This is a genomic window from Haploplasma axanthum (assembly GCF_900660745.1).
In the GTDB taxonomy this organism is placed as follows: Bacteria; Bacillota_I; Bacilli_A; order Acholeplasmatales; family Acholeplasmataceae; genus Haploplasma; species Haploplasma axanthum.
In genome coordinates this window covers 486,821-508,112 of the sequence record NZ_LR215048.1, presented here as the reverse complement: position 1 = coordinate 508,112, position 21,292 = coordinate 486,821, and the positions used below count along the sequence as shown (strand labels likewise).

The following is a 21,292-nucleotide window of genomic DNA, read 5'->3' as shown; positions in this document are numbered from 1 at the left end:
AAAGAAAAGCCTTAGATGATTATTATTGTTTTTTTGCAAAGTAATCTTTTAATAATTTAAGAGCCTTACTTCGATGTGAATACTTATCTTTAACGTCTGGTTCTAATTCAGCAACTGTTTTTTCAAAACCTTCTGGAATAAAAATCACATCATAACCAAAACCATTTTCTCCCTTTATTTCTTCACTTATTCTGCCTTCCCAAATTCCTTCAAATAATTGATATTCACCATTAGGATAACAAAGGGCAATTACAGAAATAAATCTTCCGTTTCTATTTTTATTGTTCTTCAATTCGGAAAGTATTTTTAAATTATTTTCATGATCCCCTTTACCACTATATCTAGCTGAATAAACACCTGGTCTATTATCAAGAGAATAAACTTCTAATCCAGAGTCATCAGCAATTGCTACTTTATTATATTTTTTAGCAATACTTAAAGCCTTTATTAAAGCATTTTCTGAAAAGGTATTACCTGTTTCTTCAATATCTTCAAAGTCATTTAAATCTTCTAATGATTTTATATTATATTCATTACCTAAAATACTTTTAAATTCTTTAATCTTATTCTTATTATGACTTGCAACAATTACTTCCATATCTATGCACCTCTTTGAAATTATTTTAACATATAATCATTTTAATTACCCAATCATACGATTATTTTTTGTTATTAATATTAAAAAGGGCTATTCAAGAAAATAAATAAACCCTTAATACTCTTATATAATTTTTTATCTCTGTTTTTATTATTCGAATTATTCCAAAATAATGATAAAAATAAAATAATAATAACTATTTATTATGTCCGCACTTTTACACTGAGAATATCATTAAGATATTTAATGTATTTATCACTTACATTTTGAACTTTTTCAGCTTTCAATTTCTCTTCACTGAACTCTTTAAAAAGATTTGGGTTTAATGATTCGACTATTCCGCCACTTAAATACTGTCCAGTTTCAGTAAAAAAAACTTGATAGTTTTCTTCTGTTTTCCCAGTCTTATAATCATCGTATGAATAAACAGCATAAATATATGTTTGTTTTTTTGTTTCATATATAATTATTTCTTTAATTACTATTTCTTCTGATAAAGAATATAATGATTCACTACTATAATCAATATCTTTTTTATACTTTTTTTCTAACGGTCTGTTCAAAAAAAGAAATACAACTAAACTTATAATAACTATTAAACCAAAAACAGAACCAACTATAATAAGATTTATTTTTTTCATCACTTTATCCCTTCTTTCAGAATACATAAAACTATCTTTTAATTAATTTAACTATTTCTCTATTTAATAAAATCGGTAAAAACAATATATAACTAATAATTATTAGATTTATCATTATTAATAAACCCGCTATTAATAATATAAATATATCAAAATCGAATCCCATTAAATTTTTAAAAAATGATTTGGCGATTAATAAAATAATTGCTCCTAATATATAACCAATCAAAATATCTTTCAATGATTTTGTCATATTAGAAATATATATATAAGTCATTTCTTTTTTATTTTTACCAAATAGTTTATAAATACCATACTCTCTTCTCTTAGAAATATTAATTAATATTATATATGTAATATAGAAAACCAATATTGCAGCAATTATAGAAATGATCGTAATCATAAATTCTGATGTTTCAGCTAATGTCCCTATTTTTCTTTCTTCAATTATACCATCATATAAATTAATTATATTATTTTTTTGTAAATTCAAATTTTTAAGATCTTTTTTATCAAGTAATGTGTACATTCTAACATAAAAATTGTTTTTTAGTTTGTTATCTAGTTCTTTGCTTTCTATTAAAAACTTATGGTTTGATTCATTTTTATAAACTCCAACTATTTGATATTTGTAACTTACTATTTCAAATGTTAGGCCAATTTCATTTTCTTTTTTTCCATATATATGAATATAATTATCAAGTTTGAGTTTTTCATCTATTTCGCTTTCTATTTCAACTTTATCTATTAAATCCATATTTTTTCCTAAATAACTTTTAAGAATCATATTCTCCTGTAAATATATACCATTTGTTTTTTTATTAACTAATCCTGTAACCTTATATTCATCACCATTAATAAAAAACTTTTCATTTAGCAAATCTTCATTATTCTTTATATCAATCATCCGTAGTAAATCCTTATTCGGGTTTTTATCACTTAAAAGGTTAATATCAATAATAATTTCATTATCCTTAGTTGGAAATTCTCCTAAGATTAAATCTTTTACTTGAAGTCTATTTAAATTCCAATAGGTTAGGCTGCTTATTGGATAACTTTCACCATTCGCATCTTCAAATATTGTTGTGTAATTACTGCTTTGTTTAAATGTCATTTCAGCATTTCCATCATATTTAATAATCTCATTATATTTATTGCTTAGTAAATAAAGATCTTTCTTTACTGGAACTTTAGTGTAAACCATAAAAAGCATGCTGATTATAAAACTAATAATTATGCAAAGAATAAATCCTGTAAAAATAAATGGTTTATTATGTTTTATTAATAGTTTTTTTTCAACAAGAACATTTTTTTGATTATCTTTAGTATCTACCTTTTTTATATTTTGTTTTCTAACTAAAAAATTATTACTAAAATCTTCTGGAACATTCAAATAATAATCATTATTTGTCTTTGTTATAGATATATCTGGTATTTCATCATTATCCGATTCAATCCAAAAATCAACAATTTTCTGTTTTTTAACATTAATAGTTTTTTTATCTACAGTATACTTAGAAATAGTTTCATACTGTACTTCAATAATTTTTCCATTTTCAAAAGAATAGATAGTATCATCTTTCTTAATTAAAGATATATCATGATTAACAATAACAACTAACTTATCATTCGAAAGAACTCGATAATGCTCAATAATCTTTTCTGCTGTTTTATAATCTAATCCTTTAGTTGGTTCATCTGCAAAAATAATTTCTGAATCACATAAAAAAGATCTAACAATTGCCACTTTTCGTTTTTGACCACCAGATAAATTAGCTATTTTTCGATTTTTAAATCTTTGCATATTAAAATCATACAACATACCTTCAATGAATTCTTTATTTTTCTTTGTTGTTAAGTTTATATTTTCAATTACAGTTTGATGCTCAAATAAGTTATTATCCTGCATTAAATAGTGAATTTTTTCTCTTCTAAACAAAGTAAAGTCTTTTATTTCTTTATCTTGAAAGAATATACTACCATAGTCTTTTTTTTCAATACCTGAGACAATATTTAAAAATGTTGTCTTACCACTACCATTATCTCCCACAAAATAAATTAAACCCTTCTCTGGTAAGTATAAATCTACATTATTTAAAATCTTTTTACTATTATAACTTTTGCTTATTTTTTCAATTTTCATTAGCTTCACCTAATATATTTGTAAAACTAATTTTTCTAATTGTTATAAATAACATTATCAATAATATAGCTACAAACACCCCTAAGTTAATTTCTCTTAAAATATATCTTTCAAATATATTAACTCTTTTCAATACAAATAATCCTACTGATGAAACTACTAGCGCTATTATTGTATATAATATGAATAAACCTGTAATAAGCATTTTTATTTTATAAACTGATAAACCTGAATAATATAAATAGTTATAGTTTTTAGAGAAATATTTTATATAAAATTCAAGTAGTTTTTTATATAAAAAGAATAGTATTATCACTATAAACAGAAATAATAACATTAAAGGCACTTGGTTTACTATTTCATTTTTAGCATTTAATTCAATTTCATTTAAGTATCTATCAATTATTCTATATTTATTGTCTATTAGTTTAAAAGCATTTTCGTTTTCAATTCGATCAATTGAACGAATTAATAATTGCTTGATAATATTATAATCTAAAAAATATTTATTAAAATCAGTAATTGATAATTGGATAATATTTTCTAATGAATCATTACTTATGATAAAATTTTCATTAAACTCATCATATGTTTTTTTATTTTTTTGATTTAAAAATAAAATCTTTTCATTTGTAATATTATTCTTTAGTTTAATATAACTATTATTATCATTAGATAATTCGATTTTTATTTTTTCACCTAAATTTTGATTTTCAAAAATAAAGAAGTTATTTTCAGTTTGATAGTCTAAATACTTTTCACGACTACTATTAATCTCTTTAATCCTTTCATCAAGAGTTAATATTACATTATTATCAAGATAAGAATAATAACTCCCAACTACTAAATACTCATTTTCTTTTTCATCAACAATTATTTTTATTGTACTACCTACTCTACCACTAAAGTTTGAATTAATCATTACTTCATTTTTCTTTTGAGGTATTCTTCCTATATAAATATCTTTTTGAAATATCTTATCAAAATAACCTACTGAAAGTTCATCTTTATACTCAGGAAATATAACACCATAACTAACATTATAGTTTTTAATACTTTTTACATAAGTATATTCATTATCAAAATTTTGATTTAATTCTTCTATATCTTCAACAGAAAATATCCCTTTATCTCGTTTTTGAATATATGCTATTTCTGACTCGTAACCTTTGTCTTCACTATAATTGATTTTTACGAGAAATATATTTGAAAAAAATATTATAAAACTAACTAACATTAAAGCAAAAACAAACATCAATTGAATAGATTTTTGATGTATGAATAATTCTTTTATTATCATTAGATAATTAGGTTTATTAGATTCATTTTTTTCAATAATTCTATTTTGGTGACTATTCTCTTTGTATTTTACTTCTTCAATTATTTTACCATCTTCAAGTGTTATTCTATCTGTAAAATAATTTGTAAAATCATTACTTTTATGATCAACGAAAATCACAGTTCTATCCTTTGAAATTGCTTTAATTATTTCCATAATCTCAATAGATGTTTTATTATCTAAACTATCAAGAACTTCATCAAAAAGTAAAATATCAGGCGAAAAAAGCAAGGCTCTTGCTATCGTAACCTTTTGCTTTTCTCCACCTGATAAATATTTAACTCTTTTATGTTTAAACACTTTAATTTTCAAAAACTCTAGAATAAAATCAATTTTATTCCTATCTACTTTTTTATTATATAGCGCATAAAAAGATAAAACTAAATTATCATACACTGTATATTCATCAATAAGTTTAACTTGTTGATCAATTAAAACAATATTTTTATATCTAAAGTCTTCTATTTCATTTTTTGTTTTATTGTTATAACTAAAACCATTAACTGAAACATTCCCATACTCATATGGGATTATTCCAGCAATAATTCTTAGAAGTGTAGATTTTCCCGATCCTGAGTCCCCGTAAATATTCAAAAAACTATTTTGCTTTAATTCAAGGTTTATATTTTCAAGCGCTTTAGTATTATTTTGATAATATTTTTCTAAGTTAGTTATTTTAATATCCATTTTGTATCACTCATTTCAGAAAAAGTATTCATAAACTATTATATTGGTTTCACGATAAGTATTTACTCTTCACTTCAGTATTTAAATACTTTATATAGTCTTCACTTAATTTTTCGGTTCGTTTCGCTTTTAGTCTATCCTCACTAAATTTTCTATAAAAATCTTTATTTAATGACTCAACAATTCCACCACTTAAATACTTTCCAGTTCTTGTAGAAAAGACTTGATAGTTTTCTTCTATTTCTTTTGTTTTATATGCAATATATTTATATATTGTATATACATATGTGTCATCTTCACATTCATACAATATAATTTCTTTTATCAATATGTCATCACCTAAGCCATATAATGACTCGCTGCTGTATTCAATATCCCTTTTATACTTTTCGGAAAGCTTTTTTTTTGGTTTTAAAGCAATTGAAACAATAAATACAGTTATTACAAAAATTAAAGGGAAAATATTTTTGATTTTCTTCATTGTTAAACCTATACCCTTTATTGTTTTACAATAATGAGCATACCTTCTCCTTCCTATAAAATATTTATATCATAATCTTAATTGAATCACTTCTATGCTTGAAGAGTTACTATTACCCATTAAAATATGGTTACATCACCTCTTTGTAATTCAACACCTTCTATCCAACTAGTATATGTAGGATAAAAATTAACTTCATTAGTTTTTAATTTAATCAATACATCTGGTCCACCACCTATTGCACCAACAAAAACTACTGGTGGAAGATATCCCCACCACGGTGTATGGGTGCCTTCATAATTCTCTATTGTAACACCATTTTTAAAAACTATTGTATATACATTATCTACAACATCGCCAGTTGCATTAGATGCATCAAATAGACCAGTTCTATAATCATCAATATATTCTTTTTGTTTTTTAAAGCTGGTAAATTGGTAGCAATTTTATTAAATATAAATGTTCCAACTGCAATTAAGAGTTCTATTTCAGGATCGAGCTTAGCCAATGCTAAAGCACCACCTAAAATATCAGAAAAAATATCCCATACATTTTCGACACTCCAGCCTTTTGTTTTTTTTATTTCTTTTATTATCTCAAATGTTTTTTGATCAAGACTTTTATATAGAAGTGCAACACCATCTGCAGTATAAAATCTTCTAACAACATTCAATTTACTTCTATTTGAGTATCGTTCATGTTGTTCCCAGACTCCTCCATAAGGTGCGGGAAATTTATCATGATTTCCTAAGATATGAATTCTATATTTCCCTTTTTGCCCATCACCTTTCGAACCAGTTGATAAAACATAATCTTCATTTTTATCTAAATCATACTGTATATAAAAATTTTTATCACTACCAACATTATCACTTGTGGCTCTCAACTCGTGTTTATAGAAAAACAAAGTATTTTCTTTTTCATATAATCTTGCAACTGTATCTATATTTCCAGTTGAAAAAATATTATATGCCCCTGATTTGCTTGGACTAAAATGATCAAAGTTCCAGCTTCCATCCTCCGATTCTCTAAAAGTCCCATGTTTTGCTGAAAGATCAAGTGAATCTTTTTTTTAGGCAGTTTTTAATTGAGCACCCGTTACTCCATCAGTAATCTCAGCAGCGTGAACAACATCAAAAACCCTAGTAGCTGTTAAACATACCAAAAAGAAAAAAACAAGTAAAAACTTTTTCAAAAACTTTATTTTCATAACAATATCCTCCTTTTTTATATTATTAGTCATCTTTATGACTCTATTATATATTAAAAATGTTTTTTATACAACTATATTATGCTAATATTAACAAATATCACAATATGTGAATATTTTGCAAATAATTTTAGATATATTTATGATTTTATTAAAAAGTTAATTATTCATATTCATGATAAACAGTTTAAAATGATTATTAAATAAACAATCTAAATTGATGTAATATGCTAAATTCTTCTTTTAATTATGATATATTATTTTGTAAGTGTGGGTATGCGAATTATATTAGGGAATCTTCTTATTTCCCTTAAATGTTGTTATCATGCGTTATAAATATGAAGTTAAAAGAATAAAAAGAAATAATTGTTGATTTAATCTTCATTATTATCTAGCCTTTTACAAGTTTTTTCTTGTTAGTTTCATATCATTTTTTATAATATTTGTTTTACCGAAAAAATCAAACTTTTCTAGTTAATAAAAAAGGAGCATAAACTCCTTTAACATTATTAATCACTATTCTTTTGATTTCTTTTTTCTCTTTCCTTAGCAATCTTCTCAAGAACAATATCCTTACTTTTCATAATTCTAACAGTATTGCTTCTTTCATTATCTTCTAATTTCATTGTTATTCTTTTAATATCTTCCTTTAATTCAGGAATCATTATGTTCTCAATAACATTTACTCTTCTTCTTGTTTTAGCAATTTCTTCTGAAAGCAAGTTAATACTTTGTTCCATTTCACTAAGTTCGATTAATTTAGGAAATACTAAATTCATTTTATCCTTAACAGTATCAATTTCAATTGGTGATGTTATATCACTATATGTTTGCTCATTTGATATATTAATATTTAAGTCGATTTTTGGTATTTCAACTGTCATTATACTTTTATATGCATATTTAATATTTAAATTGCTACTTGGAATCATTAACATTTCATATATTGGTGCCAATGCCATTTGTTCCTTCATATCGTTAAAAACCGTTAATGCATCACTAAACAATTGATCTACTTCAACTCTTTTATTTCTTGTTTCATATACAAGTTTAATAAAAGTATGGACTAATTCATCTTGTTTATCTTTAAGGAGTTTATGACCTCTTATAGACATTTTTAATTTATTCTTAAGTTTAATTAATTCCATACGTGTTGGGTTAATTTGACTCTTTGACATAATTACCCCCTATTTTTTATAGTAATATTTGTTGATATTTGCTTCACTAATTCTCTTTAATTCAGTTACAGGTAAAATTCTTAATAATTCCCATCCAATATTAAGAGTTTCATTAATAGTTCGATTTTTTTCGAATCCTTGAGAAATATATTTATTTTCAAACTCATCAGAAAATTTAGCATATAACTTATCAACATCAGATAATGCTGCATCACCTAGCACTTGAACTAACTCTTTTGCTTCCTTACCTCTAGCATATGATGAAAACAACTGATTCATAACATCTGCATGATCTTCTCTTGTTTTTCCTTTTCCAATACCTTTATCCTTTAATCTAGACAATGATGGTAATACGTCAATTGGCGGTGTAAGATTTTTTAAATAAAGTTGTTTCGAAACAATTATTTGTCCTTCAGTAATATATCCAGTTAAATCTGGGATTGGATGTGTAATATCATCTTCTGGCATTGTTAAAATTGGAATTTGGGTAATTGATCCTGGCATGTCTTTTATACGACCTGCTCTTTCATAAAGCGATGCAAGGTCAGTATACATATACCCTGGATATCCACGTCTGCCTGGAACTTCTTTTCTTGCAGCACTTATTTCACGAAGAGCTTCGGCATAGTTTGTTAAATCTGTTAAAATAACTAAAACATGCATACCTAAATCTTCTGACAAATATTCTGCTGCAGTGATTGCCATTCTTGGCGTTGCTATACGTTCAATTGCTGGATCATTAGCAAGATTAACAAACATTACTGTTCGCTCAATTGCTCCAGTCTTTTTAAAATCTTCAATAAAATATTCTGCTTCTTCAAATGTAATCCCAATCGCAGCAAACACAACAGCAAATTCTTCTTCATCATTTAATACTGTTGCTTGTCTTGCTATTTGCGCTGCAAGTTTAGCGTGTGGAAGCCCAGAACCAGAAAATATTGGAAGTTTTTGACCTCTTACTAATGTATTTAATCCATCAATTGCTGATATACCTGTTTGAATAAATTCGTTTGGATAATCTCTTGCAACTGGATTTAATGGATTCCCATTAATATCTCTTTTAACCTCAGGAATTATCTTACCTTTTGAATCAATTGGTCTACCCATTCCATCAAAAACTCGTCCTAATATATCTGGAGATAATGATAACTCAATTCCTCTTCCTAAAAATACTGCTTTTGCATCATCAATTTTTAGTCCTTGACTTCCTTCAAAGAGTTGAACAACCGCAGTGTCGTTATCAACTTCTAAAACTTTACCATATTTTTTTGTTCCATCATTTTGTCTTATTTCAACAAGTTCATCATATTTAATGCCACTTACTTTTTCAACAAGCATTAAAGGACCAACAACTTCAGTGATTGTTTTATATTCTTTTACAGCCATTATTCGTCCTCCTTAATAAACTCATCATTAATAAGTTTCACAATATTATTATATTCTCTAGTAACATTTTCTTCTGGAACATATTTATATCTACCAATTACTGCTTTTGCTTCACTAGTTTCAATTGTTTTAAAACTTATTCCATTTTCTAATGCTTCTAGTGCTTTTTCATACCATGTAAGAATTACTCTCATCATATAGTATTGTTTATTTGTTGATGTATATGTATCTATTTCATTAAATGCATTTTGATGCAGATAATCTTCTCTAATCATTTGTGCAGTTAGAAGTTTTACACGATCTTGAAAACTTAATGAATCAATTCCAACCAAACGGACAATTTCTTCTAAACCAACTTCTTCTTGGAGCAGTTTTCTAAACTCATTAACTTCTTCAGTCCAATCACTATGAACATGGTTATCTAAATATTCACCAACTTGGTCTTGATATAATGAATAACTTCTTATCCAATCAACAGCTGGGAAGTGTCTTCTATAAGCTAAGCTTGCACTTAATCCCCAGAATACTTTAACAATTCTAAGCGTTGCTTGACTTACCGGTTCTGATGTATCTCCACCTGGAGGTGACACTGCACCAATAACTGTTACAGCCCCTTCTCTACTACCATTTCCTAAACATTCAACAAGCCCAGCTCTTTCGTAGAATTCAGCAAGTCTTGAACCTAAATATGCAGGATATCCTTCTTCGCCTGGCATTTCTTCTAATCTTGAACTCATTTCACGAAGTGCCTCAGCCCAACGAGATGTTGAATCAGCCATTAAAGCAACCTTATATCCCATATCACGATAGTATTCAGCAATTGTGATTCCAGTATAAATACTTGCTTCTCTTGCAGCAACTGGCATATTTGATGTATTAGCGATCAAGACTGTTCGCTCCATCAGCGATTCACCAGTTTTTGGATCCTTTAACTGTGGGAATTCTCTTAAAACGTCAGTCATTTCATTTCCACGTTCTCCACACCCAACATAAACAATAATATCTGCATCGCTCCATTTAGCAAGTTGATGTTGAACAACTGTTTTCCCTGAACCAAATGGTCCTGGAACTGCAGCAATTCCTCCAATAGCTATTGGAAATAATGTATCAATAACTCTTTGACCTGTAATCATTGGTTTGAAAGGAGTTATTTTCTTTTTATATGGTCTTTTCTTTCTGACAGGCCATGATTGAATCATTGTAAGTTCGATTATTTCACCATTTGTCTTTTCAAGTTTCACAATTGATTCAGCTATGGTTGCTTCAACGCTTTTAATCTCAATAATCTTCCCTTTAATATTATTTGGAACCATAATCTTATGTTTAACAATATTAGTTTCTAAAACTGTTCCTAAAACATCTCCACCACTTACTTCATCACCAGCTTTAGCAATTGCTTCAAATTTCCATTTTTTATTTCTATCAAGTTTTGGAACTTCAATACCTGCTGGAATGATTTTTGAATTAACTTCATAGATTTTATCTAAAGGTCTTTGAATACCATCAAATATACTTCCTATTAACCCCGGTCCAAGTTCTACTGATAAGACTTCATTAGTAAAATAAACTGGTTCTCCTGGTCCAATACCAGCAGTTTCTTCATATACTTGGATTGATGCTAAATCTCCACGTAGTTCAATTACTTCTGCAGTTAGTCTTTTATCACTAACTTTAACAACGTCATAGACTTGAGCACTTTGCATATTTTTGGCAACAATTAAGGGACCAGAAACTTTTGTTACTATACCTACTTCTTTTTCATTATTTTTCTTCAATATATTCACTCCCTTAAATTAAATTTATTCCTGTTGCTTTTTCAACATTTTTTCTTATCTCTTCTACCCCAATACTTTCAACATTTTTATCCATTGATAGCGATAAAAAGATTGGATATGCTTCTGTATCATTTTCCTCTTTTATTTCTCTGATTAAATCATTAAACTCTTGACTAACAAAAAATATTTTTATTCCTTCTTTTATATATTCATTAACAACTTTAATAAATACGTCTCTTTGAATGATTACTCCATCAATTCCTATCGCATTAAAAACATAAACATTTTCATTATGTCCTAGAGCAATTATCGATTTATTTTTCATAATACATCTCCCTTAACTTAAATGTCTCAACTCTCTTTAAATGTAGATAGTACAAAATAGCTGCAATAGAATTATCATCATATGTTAATTCCTTAAGCTTCTCGTCATAATAATCTAAAAAAACATATTCAAGTTCATTAGCGTCATTATTTTTTAGAAAATCATTTATTCCATCAATTACAAAATCATCAAAATACATTGATAATTTATTTACCATTTCTCTCTCTGGTAATTCATAAGCATTAACCCAATTATCAATACCAACAATACTTTCATTCAGTAAAGCATCTTTAAAATCATTAAGACTTGTATTACGATTTCTTAATCTAAGTAACGTTTTAAGATTACTAACTACCTTGTCATATTCTAAATATGCTTTTAATGGATAATAAGTTTTCTTTTTGTTTAAATATTCATCATAAAAATCATAAACACATTTTTCAATATTTTGAAGTGTTTCTTGAATATTTTTACTATCAATTAATTTGATTCTATCAAAAAGTTCATATACTTCATTAGGTAATAAAGCCTTGTTATCATATTTAAAAAATTGATGCAACGCTTCATTTGGAAAGTTTCCAACATTATCATACATTGTTGATACAACATTATATTTTAATTCTTTAAATACAATTTTTATATTTGTTAAATCGTGTTCTAAGTAAAATACAAATGAAATAATTTTTTCATCAGTATAACTTTCTAATTCTAGTTTTGTATTAATAATCTCTTGAGCAATAATTTCATCTAACGAATGATATTTACTACCAAATCCATAATCTTTTGTTTTTAGATATTTAAAGAATAAAGATTTTTCTAATCTTTTCAATGTATTAAAATCATCATCACTTAACATTGAATCTACTTTAACGTTATATACTCCGTTTAAAAAGTTAATATCCATATTAACCACCACTATTCAAATAATTCTTTAACGATTTTTCTTTCGTACTTATCGCGTAATCTATCAATTACCTCTTCAATAGCAAAATTCAAATCAAAGAATTTTCCTTCTAATATAAACCCATTATTAATATCAATATGTTCATTAGATAATTTGAAATTCGTTTTTAAAATATCATTTATTTTATCTAACTCAACTAATTTCCCACTTTTTTTAGTTGATAAAGCCTTTAAATACTTTTCATACTGCAATTTATTTGTACGCATTACTTCATCACCTGTAAGTTTTTCACTCTTAATTTGATTTAAGACATAATTAAAAAGTTCTTCATCTTTCAAATTATTAATTCTTTCACTTACAGTTCCAAAAATCTTATCAATAACACTTTGTTTAGCGATTAATTCTGCTTGTTTTCTTTCAAACTGCAACATTTTTTCTTTAGTTTTTAATTCTTTATCAATTTCTCTTTTAACGTTTTTTACTTTTATTTCACAATCTTCTTTTGCTTCTGCAATTATATTTAATTTAGTTTGTTTAGCTTCTAATTTAGCTACATCTAAAATTCTTTTTGCTTCTTCTGTTCCTTTTTTTATAATTTTCTCACCTAAACCCAAAGTAATCAACTCCCATTAACTAAAAATAATCAATACACTAATTAGTAAAGCTAAAATCAAATATGTTTCAATTAGTGATGCCATAACAATACCGCGAGCAGATAATTCAGGTTTTTTACCTGTCATATAAATAGCTCCAGCTGCCGCCTTAGCTTGTGCAATACCTGCAAAAATACCAACAATGCCCACAGGTAATGATACAAATAGATACTTCCATCCTTCATTCATTGATACATCAACTGCTGCTCCGCCAATAATTCCTGTTTGAACTAATATCAAAATTGAAATTAGAAACCCATATATACCATTTGTAGTTGGTAATGCTAATAAAACTAAAAGTTTTCCAAATAAATTGGGTTTTTCTGTAAGAACACCAGATGCTGCACGTGCTGTTATTCCTACACCAATCGCTGATCCTATCCCTGATAAAAGTGTTGCTGTAATCGCGCCAATAAGCGCTAATGTTAAACCGTCCATATTTTATTCCTCCTAATTTGTAATTTCATTTATATATTTTGTATTAAATTTTAAAGGCTCAAATAAGTATCCGCCACCTTCATAAAATTTATTATAAAACTCTAAGTATTGTAATCTTGAACTATGTACATATGCCGATAACAAGCCCATTGCGAAATTAAATAAATGTCCTCCGATATAAATCGGAATTGAGATAATTATTCCAATAAAATTAGAACCATTACCATTAACTAATCCCGCTAATAAATTCATTGTATATGCAATTATCCCAGAAGATAGTGCAAGTGCTAAAATTCTTGAATAACTTAGTAAGTCACTTAAGTAACTTGTTACTCCAAAGAGACCACCAAATCCACCAAAGATTTTTCCTAGAATACCTTTCTTCTTTAAACCTTTAAAGACAATTAAAACGACAATTCCTATAATTAAGAAAACTATTCCAATTGTTTTTAAAAGACTTAAGATACTTGCTGCTGCAAACATTGAAACACCAAGTAATATAAAGATCCAACTTAAGCCATCTGCTATTCCTGTAATAACATCTTTTTGTTTAACAGATAATATGACTTTCATTACTAGTGCTGTTATTAAGTGTAAGACACCCAGTCCAATCGAGAATATTAACATTGTCATAGTCTCATTGATTGGGTCTAAAAGCACAGAATTCCAATTTTGCCCAAAGATATTACCGATAATACCAAAGAGGTTAAAATCAACACCAAAGAAGCTGCCATATAAAATCCCTGCGATAATACTTGTTATACCACTATAGAAAAATATTTTAACTAATTGTCCAAACTCACCTTTTGGCTTTTTATATTTAGTAAACAATCCAAATACTAGTAACATCATTAACCCATAACCAACATCACCAATCATTAATCCAAAGATAATCCAGTACCATATTGACATAACAGGGTTTGGATCAATTTCTCGGTAATTTGGAACAGAATATGTATTCGTAATTGATTCAAATGGTGTTACAAATTTATTATTTTTTAATAATGTAGGGACATAATCATATTCAGTTGGTTCTTGAAATTCTAACTGATATAACAACGTAACCTTTTTAACAATAGCCTGAAGGCTTCCAGCAAACTCATCACTAATCCAGCCATCAAAAATAACGTCTTTATCATTTTCTTTATAAATAACTAATCTTCGACTCTTTTGAGCAATCATTTGATCTGCTAATATCTTAAGTTCATTATCTTCTTCAGTGCTATTAGTAAAATAAGTCGTTATTTCATTAATTTTTGTATTGTTATTATTTATTATTGTTTGTTTCTTTTTAATATATTGTGAGAATTTTTCTTCAAGAATTGGTAACTCTTGTAAAACGAACCCAAATCTTTCCAATTGATTAATCTCTTTATCCTCTTCATCATTATCCAAATAAACTAAAATATGGTGTCCTAATTCACTTGTTCCATATGTTACATATGAAACACCTGCTCTATTTGAATAATCTCTAAAGAAATCCCATCGATTCTCAGGAACATATCCTAAATGAAATGAAACATATAAACTATCTTCTAATTCTTTTGTCGTATACTCCAAATCTTTAAAAGGATAAACCTCGTTAATTAGTTTTTGTTCCTCTTTATTTTCACTCGTTAAAAAATTATATTGGTCAAATTTTTCTTCTATACTATTTAAAAGGTCTAAACGTTCATTAACTCCACCAACAAAGTTCTCATATTTAACTGTGCTATATTGAAAAAACTTTCTGTTTTTCTTTCGATAAGAACCTAATTTTTTTAGAGCGTTATTAGTTCTTGATATTACTTCATCTTCGTTGCTAACATCAATAACTCCACTATTCTCATCATGTTTAGGAAGCATCACAATTGCTTCTTTTTGTAATGTCATTAATAATTCTTCTTTTGACTCTTTTGGAACAATTATTTTGACTTTTCTAACTGACTTAATCACTACCTAACGCCTCCTCATAAATTTGTTCAATAATATTATCTATTTTTTTACTTACTTTCTTTGTCATTTTTTCGCTTTCACGTTTCATTACAGTTTCTAATTCTTCATCAATTTCACTAATTCTTTGTTTCTTATCATTGAACATTTGTTTTATTTTGATTTCTGTTTCTTCATGTAGCTTATTTGACTCATTTGTTCCTTCTTCAACAGCAATAGAAACTAATAATTCACGCCTTTCATTTGCTTTATTAATCTCTTTTTGAATTTTCTTTTCTGCATCCATAATCTTTTCTAATTGCTTTGACAATTTAATCACCACCTTCATTAATATTACTTTTCTCAAATTAATTATAACATTTATATATTATTTATAAAAATAATATAATAAAATATAAAAAGCGCGCAACAAAAATATCGCACGCTTGGATAACTCCTATGAGGTTAGCTGTCGGGTTAGGAACTCCAAGTTTCCCCTTCTTGTCTCTAAACAAGAATTCACCCCAATTATTGGTTTCCCCACTCACTTTTGATTCGGATCTTAACATATCAATAGTAACATATATTAAGCTTACTTATCAAGGCTTTTTTATTTTTTCCCTGATAAAAATCTAACAACCCAAATAACTAATACTGCACCTACTACAGCCATTATAAAACTTCCAAAAGGAATATTTCCAGTAAAAGGGATTAGTGATCCTAAAATACCACCAACAAAGGCACCTAGTATACCAATGATGACATTTCTAATTAATCCACCCTTAGAACCCATAAGAATTCCTGCAATCCATCCAATTAATGCACCAATAACAATTGTAACAACTAAAGGCCAAATATTACCAAAAAATTCTGCAATTCCTAAAATAACCATAACATACTTCCTCTCTCTCTTTTTCTTTTATTATATCAAGAAGTTTTTGAAATTGGAAATGATATCCTTACCTTGGATTAACATGCACCATACAGTGAATAACATTTTCGTATTTATCTTCTATTTTAAGATGAACATCTTCTGCAATCTTATGAGCATCGATTAAACTTAATTTTTTTGAAACAGCAATTTCAACATCAACATAAATTTTATTCATATGTTTTCGAGCTTTAAAATCATCAATCCCCATAACACCATCTATTTCTAGAATAGATTTTTTTATATTCTTAATCTCATCTTTACTAGGTGCTTCATCTACTAAAAATGAGATGGCTTCTTTTGTAACATCAAAACCATTTTTAAAGATTATTAATCCAATAATAATTGATGCTATATAATCAAAATAAACAAAAGAAATACTTGCAAGTACTATCCCAATTAAACTTGCTGATGTTGCAAATATATCGCCTAAGTGATTATATGCATCTGCTTTCAAGCTAATTTGATTATACTTTTTATAGCCTTTTATATTTATAAAATAAATTATGAGTTTTATTAAGATACTTATTACTGCAACAACAATCGTGAATAACTTAGGTTTTTCATAGACTATTGTATTATCATATTTAAATAAATCATTAATTCCTAGATAAATAATATATAAAGACATTATCATCAAAAATAAACCTAAAACAAAACTAATTATACCTTCATATTTTTCATGTCCATACGGATGGTTCTTATCAGCTTTTTTATTTGATATTGTAATAAAAATCAATAATAATGAACTTATAAAAATATCAGATAATGAATTATATCCATCACTAACTAAAGAATTAGATTTTCCTAAGTATCCACCAAGTAGTTTTATAATCGTCAATACTATATTTAGAATTAAGCCAGCAACAAAAATTCTTTTAACTTCTTTAATCAATTCAATCACCTTCAATAGTAGTATTATAGTTAGATAAAACGGCTCTGTCAAGCACTAAATTTTAAGGTTAACGTTAACAAAATATTAACCTTCTCCTTTCACATTTTAATCGGCAACTATGAAAAAAACATTCAAAAATTGATTATTCAAATAATATTTTTTAAAGTATTACAAAGACTGTTTTCAACATGATATTATTATTATAAAAGGAAGTGATATTTTGTTTAATGTTTATAATAATAACTATTCAATTACTAAACTTTATGATTTTTATGTTTGTTTCACTTTGAAATATACCGATATGATTGTTATTGATATTGAACTATTTAAAGAAATTTTGAAAAACTCTTTTACTTACTTTAAAAGTATTGATAATGATATTTTTTCTTTAGCTATATTATCAAAAAAAGATAATTTGTCTTTTATTCAAATTTACTTTGATAATAGTTATGATTTAGATTTTTTAAAATTCATTGAAACACATCAAAAGGAAATAAATCAAAAAGAAATTTGGATTCACTGCTTCTCACCATATCAATTACCTTTTAAAATAAAAGATACTTATATGCATACAAATTATCAAGGTGTAATAGAAAATAGTAAACTTCATAAATTTTATATTGAAAATAAATATAAATTTAACAGTGTTCAAGAAACCTTATTTATGATGCTTTCAAAAAAGAACAAACCTACATTATCAATAGAATTAGTTTCTATACATAAAGAAAAAAATGTATGTATTAGTTACTATAACAAAAACATACATTCTGGATTTAATTATTTCTTAAAAGAATTAAAGAATTCTAATTGGGAAAAAGTTTTATCTGAAACTAATAAGCCTATCTTAGTTGCAACAATTAATAATAACGTAGTTGGATTTGCAGGCCCATTGAGTGTTGCAAATGATAAAAGAGGCGAATTTTCAGGTATTGGTGTCATTAACGATGCTCAGGGTTTTGGTCTTGGAAAACTTCTATTTTATAATCTCCATCAAGAGTTATATAAAATGGGTGCAACCTATATGAGTTTATATACAGGTAGAACTAATAAAGCACTAAAAATATATCAAGATGCTGGCTTCGAAATTGTTCAATCTTTCGTAACATTAAAAAAGACTTTATAATTTTTTATATACTGATAATCCAAGGATTGTTTTATAATCTATTAATTCCTTATTACTTATTATTTCATCTAATTTTTCGATATTAATTAATCCGACATTAATTATTTCTTGATCAAGTTTTTCTTTTTTAAAAATAATTTCTTTTTTTGTTCTAAAAACATATAGTGTTAATAATTGATTTGAATATCCTATTGCAGAATTAAATTGGATATTAAATGTTTTATCATTAATCTCATCACTAAAATCAATACTTGTTTCTTCTATTAACTCTCTAATTATTGCAGATTCTTCTGTCTCATCATTATCAATTAACCCTGCAGGTATTTCAATTGATGAATCTATGAGTGGTCTTTTAACATTAACAATAATAACTTCATTTTTTTGATTAACTATAAATGCTGCAACAGCATTAGGTAAATCAACATATTCTAAATTATTTTTATCTTTCTTTATTTTTAAAAATGACATATTTATTAATACTTCCTTTACTATTTAAAAAAGCTACAGAAATCTGTAGCCTTTTCTTTAATTATAATTTCTTATCGTCAACTGAATCTAAATATTTCTTTATCGGTTCCATAATTTCTTTAATACTTCCTTTTTCAAAAGGATTTCTTAAATTAACATAATTAACAAGTCCTAAGAAACTCTTTGAACCACCTTGTTTACATAAATTCAAATAACTTTCCCATGCACTCTTATAATCATTTCTACTCTTTGTCCAATATTGGAATGCACATACTTGAGCAAGTGTATAATCAATATAATAAAATGGACTACTAAATATATGACCTTGTCTAAACCAGAATCCACCATTTTCTAAGAATGAATCTTCATCATATTTTTTGAATGGTAAATAAGCTTTTTCTAGTTTTCTCCATGTTTGACGTCTTTCTTCTGGACTCATTCCAGGATTTTCATAAACTTCATGTTGGAAATGATCTACAAGAGCACCATATGGTAAGAAACTTACTGAACTAGCTAAATGATCAAATTTATATTTCTCAGTATCTTCTTGGAAAAATTCATGAATCCATGGCCAAGCTAGAAATTCCATACTCATTGAATGAATTTCAGCAGCTTCCATTGTTGGCCAACGATATTCAGGAATTAAATCTCTACTTTGATAAACTTGGAATGCATGTCCTGCTTCATGTGTTAAAACATCCACATCATGACTAGTTCCGTTGAAATTAGCAAATATAAATGGAGCTCTATATGATGGAATATATGTACAATATCCACCACCTTGTTTTCCTGGTTTACTATCTAATTCTAACAATTCATTTTCTAACATAAAGTTAAAGAATTCGCTTGTTTCTTTTGACATTTCATTATACATTTTAGTTGCTTTAAGAACTTGCCATTCTCTATCACCTTTTGGTGTAGGATTACCTGATAAAAATGATAATGATAAATCATAACTTTGAGGATTTTTAATTCCTAAACGTTTTGCTTTTCTTTTTGTAAGTTCTTCAACAAATGGAACAACATCTTCAAAGATTTGTTTTCTATATAATGCAACCTCTTTTTTAGTATAATCAGTTCTACCAAATCTGTCATATCCTAATTGAACATAATTATCATATCCTAATTTTTTAGCAATCTCAGTTCTAACTTTAACCATTTGATCATAGATTCTATCATATGATTCTAGATTATCATTAAAGAATTTTGATACTGCAAGATTAGCTCTTTTTCTTGTATCACGATCTTTTGATTGTGTAAAAGGTGCCATTTGACTTAAATTATAAACTCCTCCATCAAATTCAATATGTGCACTTGATGTAAGTTTTGAATATTCAGTCGATAATTTGTTTTCTAATTGTAAATCTTCAATTATTTCTGGTTTAAATATTTTTTTAGAAACTTCTGCTTGATCGAAAATTAATTTTCCAAATTCTTTTTCTAACTCAACTCTATTCTTACTAGCAAGTAATTTATTTGTAAATTCATTACTAATTGCTTGTAAGTGAGGCATATTTTCATCAAAGAATTCTTGTTCTTGTTCATAGAACTCATCTTTTGTATTAATACTATTTCTAATTGATGCTAATGTTAGCATTGTAGATACTTCTTCATCTAATTTGTGGAATTCATTAATTGCTGCTATTTCTTCCTTAGCAGTTTTACCTGTTGCAATTAAATCTAAAAGTCTCTTTGCTTCTTCTTCATATTTTTTAATATTTGGTCTTTCGTATTTATATTCGCTAAATTTCATTTGTTTTCTCCTTTTCCATTTGCTAAATATGTTATTATTGATTTTCTCGTTACAATACCAATAAAATTACCTCTATCATCAACAACCGGAATAAAATTCTGGTCTATTGATAACTCAACTAATCTCTCCATATCGGTATTAATTGATACTTCATTATGATCTTTTTTTCTTGGTAATTCTTTAATCGTTACTTTCTCTGCTAATTGAATTTCAAACTTCTCAAGATTCTTTATATACCATAAAATATCTCCTTCTCTTAGCACACCAACATATTTTCCCTCATCACTAATAATAGGAACAGCAGTATATCTATGAAATTCCATCTTTTCCATCGCTTGTCTAAGAGTTGAATTTTCATTAATATAAGCTACTTTTTCTTTGGGAAGTAAGTGAAATAATATATTCATATTTTTCCTCTCCTTTATGAGTAATTTTACCATAAAATTGATTATT

Annotated in this window: 22 protein-coding genes and 1 riboswitch; of the genes, 1 reads left to right on the top strand and 21 read right to left on the bottom strand. The window is 26.7% G+C overall.

The genetic code is table 11. The features are described from left to right. Positions 1-22: 22 nt before the first annotated feature. From rdgB to EXC62_RS02385, 18 genes are all read right to left on the bottom strand, one after another. Positions 23-598, bottom strand: a complete 576-nt coding sequence (gene rdgB, locus EXC62_RS02465; RefSeq protein ID WP_026391163.1) for an RdgB/HAM1 family non-canonical purine NTP pyrophosphatase — start codon at positions 596-598, stop codon at positions 23-25. A 203-nt stretch (positions 599-801) separates the two neighbouring features. Further along, positions 802-1,239, bottom strand: a complete 438-nt coding sequence (locus EXC62_RS02460; RefSeq protein WP_026391164.1) for a hypothetical protein — start codon at positions 1,237-1,239, stop codon at positions 802-804. Between the two features lie 31 nt (positions 1,240-1,270). Next, positions 1,271-3,382: an ATP-binding cassette domain-containing protein gene (locus tag EXC62_RS02455; RefSeq protein ID WP_052590118.1), complete on the bottom strand. Its 2,112-nt coding sequence runs from the start codon at positions 3,380-3,382 to the stop codon at positions 1,271-1,273. Then, on the bottom strand, positions 3,372-5,408 hold the full coding sequence (locus EXC62_RS02450; protein ID WP_162140331.1) for an ATP-binding cassette domain-containing protein: 2,037 nt from the start codon (positions 5,406-5,408) through the stop codon (positions 3,372-3,374). Before EXC62_RS02450 ends, EXC62_RS02455 begins: the two co-directional genes overlap by 11 nt. A gap of 49 nt (positions 5,409-5,457) precedes the next feature. Next, a complete protein-coding gene (locus EXC62_RS02445) occupies positions 5,458-5,889 on the bottom strand; it encodes a hypothetical protein (protein ID WP_162140332.1) in 432 nt (143 codons plus the stop codon). 346 nt (positions 5,890-6,235) lie between these two features. Beyond that, complete coding sequence (locus EXC62_RS02440; RefSeq protein ID WP_129747450.1) at positions 6,236-6,796, bottom strand: hypothetical protein; 561 nt, start codon at positions 6,794-6,796, stop codon at positions 6,236-6,238. A gap of 165 nt (positions 6,797-6,961) precedes the next feature. Continuing rightward, complete coding sequence (locus EXC62_RS08810; protein ID WP_156907485.1) at positions 6,962-7,099, bottom strand: hypothetical protein; 138 nt, start codon at positions 7,097-7,099, stop codon at positions 6,962-6,964. A gap of 509 nt (positions 7,100-7,608) precedes the next feature. Further along, a complete protein-coding gene (locus tag EXC62_RS02435) occupies positions 7,609-8,277 on the bottom strand; it encodes a V-type ATP synthase subunit D (protein WP_026391167.1) in 669 nt (222 codons plus the stop codon). A gap of 9 nt (positions 8,278-8,286) precedes the next feature. Then, entirely contained in the window at positions 8,287-9,663 is a 1,377-nt protein-coding gene (locus EXC62_RS02430) for a V-type ATP synthase subunit B (protein ID WP_026391168.1), read from the bottom strand. Then, on the bottom strand, positions 9,663-11,441 hold the full coding sequence (locus tag EXC62_RS02425; protein ID WP_026391169.1) for a V-type ATP synthase subunit A: 1,779 nt from the start codon (positions 11,439-11,441) through the stop codon (positions 9,663-9,665). The genes EXC62_RS02430 and EXC62_RS02425 overlap by 1 nt, the downstream gene beginning before the upstream one ends. Positions 11,442-11,451: 10 nt before the next feature. After that, a complete protein-coding gene (locus EXC62_RS02420; protein ID WP_026391170.1) occupies positions 11,452-11,763 on the bottom strand; it encodes a V-type ATP synthase subunit F in 312 nt (103 codons plus the stop codon). Next, entirely contained in the window at positions 11,753-12,667 is a 915-nt protein-coding gene (locus EXC62_RS02415; RefSeq protein ID WP_035375948.1) for a V-type ATPase subunit, read from the bottom strand. The genes EXC62_RS02420 and EXC62_RS02415 overlap by 11 nt, the downstream gene beginning before the upstream one ends. Before the next feature lie 11 nt (positions 12,668-12,678). Continuing rightward, positions 12,679-13,281, bottom strand: a complete 603-nt coding sequence (locus tag EXC62_RS02410) for a hypothetical protein (RefSeq protein ID WP_026391171.1) — start codon at positions 13,279-13,281, stop codon at positions 12,679-12,681. Between the two features lie 15 nt (positions 13,282-13,296). Next, entirely contained in the window at positions 13,297-13,758 is a 462-nt protein-coding gene (locus EXC62_RS02405) for a V-type ATP synthase subunit K (RefSeq protein WP_026391172.1), read from the bottom strand. A gap of 12 nt (positions 13,759-13,770) precedes the next feature. Continuing rightward, positions 13,771-15,693: a V-type ATP synthase subunit I gene (locus EXC62_RS02400; protein ID WP_026391173.1), complete on the bottom strand. Its 1,923-nt coding sequence runs from the start codon at positions 15,691-15,693 to the stop codon at positions 13,771-13,773. Then, a complete protein-coding gene (locus EXC62_RS02395; protein ID WP_026391174.1) occupies positions 15,686-16,000 on the bottom strand; it encodes a hypothetical protein in 315 nt (104 codons plus the stop codon). Before EXC62_RS02395 ends, EXC62_RS02400 begins: the two co-directional genes overlap by 8 nt. 107 nt (positions 16,001-16,107) lie before the next feature. Beyond that, positions 16,108-16,240, bottom strand: a riboswitch (cyclic di-AMP (ydaO/yuaA leader). A 39-nt stretch (positions 16,241-16,279) separates the two neighbouring features. Next, the gene (locus EXC62_RS02390; RefSeq protein ID WP_052590123.1) at positions 16,280-16,561 is read right to left on the bottom strand and encodes a GlsB/YeaQ/YmgE family stress response membrane protein; all 282 of its coding nucleotides are present in this window, start codon (positions 16,559-16,561) and stop codon (positions 16,280-16,282) included. Between the two features lie 67 nt (positions 16,562-16,628). Beyond that, positions 16,629-17,495, bottom strand: a complete 867-nt coding sequence (locus EXC62_RS02385) for a cation diffusion facilitator family transporter (protein ID WP_162140333.1) — start codon at positions 17,493-17,495, stop codon at positions 16,629-16,631. Positions 17,496-17,715: 220 nt separating this feature from the next. On the opposite strand from EXC62_RS02385, the gene EXC62_RS02380 reads away from it, so the two are divergent. After that, on the top strand, positions 17,716-18,618 hold the full coding sequence (locus EXC62_RS02380; protein WP_026391177.1) for a GNAT family N-acetyltransferase: 903 nt from the start codon (positions 17,716-17,718) through the stop codon (positions 18,616-18,618). On the opposite strand, the gene EXC62_RS02375 is transcribed toward EXC62_RS02380, so the two are convergent. The 3 genes from EXC62_RS02375 to EXC62_RS02365 form a co-directional block, all read right to left on the bottom strand. Next, the gene (locus EXC62_RS02375) at positions 18,613-19,086 is read right to left on the bottom strand and encodes an NUDIX hydrolase (RefSeq protein WP_026391178.1); all 474 of its coding nucleotides are present in this window, start codon (positions 19,084-19,086) and stop codon (positions 18,613-18,615) included. The genes EXC62_RS02380 and EXC62_RS02375 overlap by 6 nt on opposite strands. 61 nt (positions 19,087-19,147) lie before the next feature. Then, positions 19,148-20,839: a M3 family oligoendopeptidase gene (locus tag EXC62_RS02370; RefSeq protein WP_026391179.1), complete on the bottom strand. Its 1,692-nt coding sequence runs from the start codon at positions 20,837-20,839 to the stop codon at positions 19,148-19,150. Then, positions 20,836-21,246, bottom strand: coding sequence for a CBS domain-containing protein (locus tag EXC62_RS02365; protein WP_162140334.1), 411 nt, complete (start codon positions 21,244-21,246; stop codon positions 20,836-20,838). The genes EXC62_RS02370 and EXC62_RS02365 overlap by 4 nt, the downstream gene beginning before the upstream one ends. Positions 21,247-21,292: the final 46 nt, after the last annotated feature.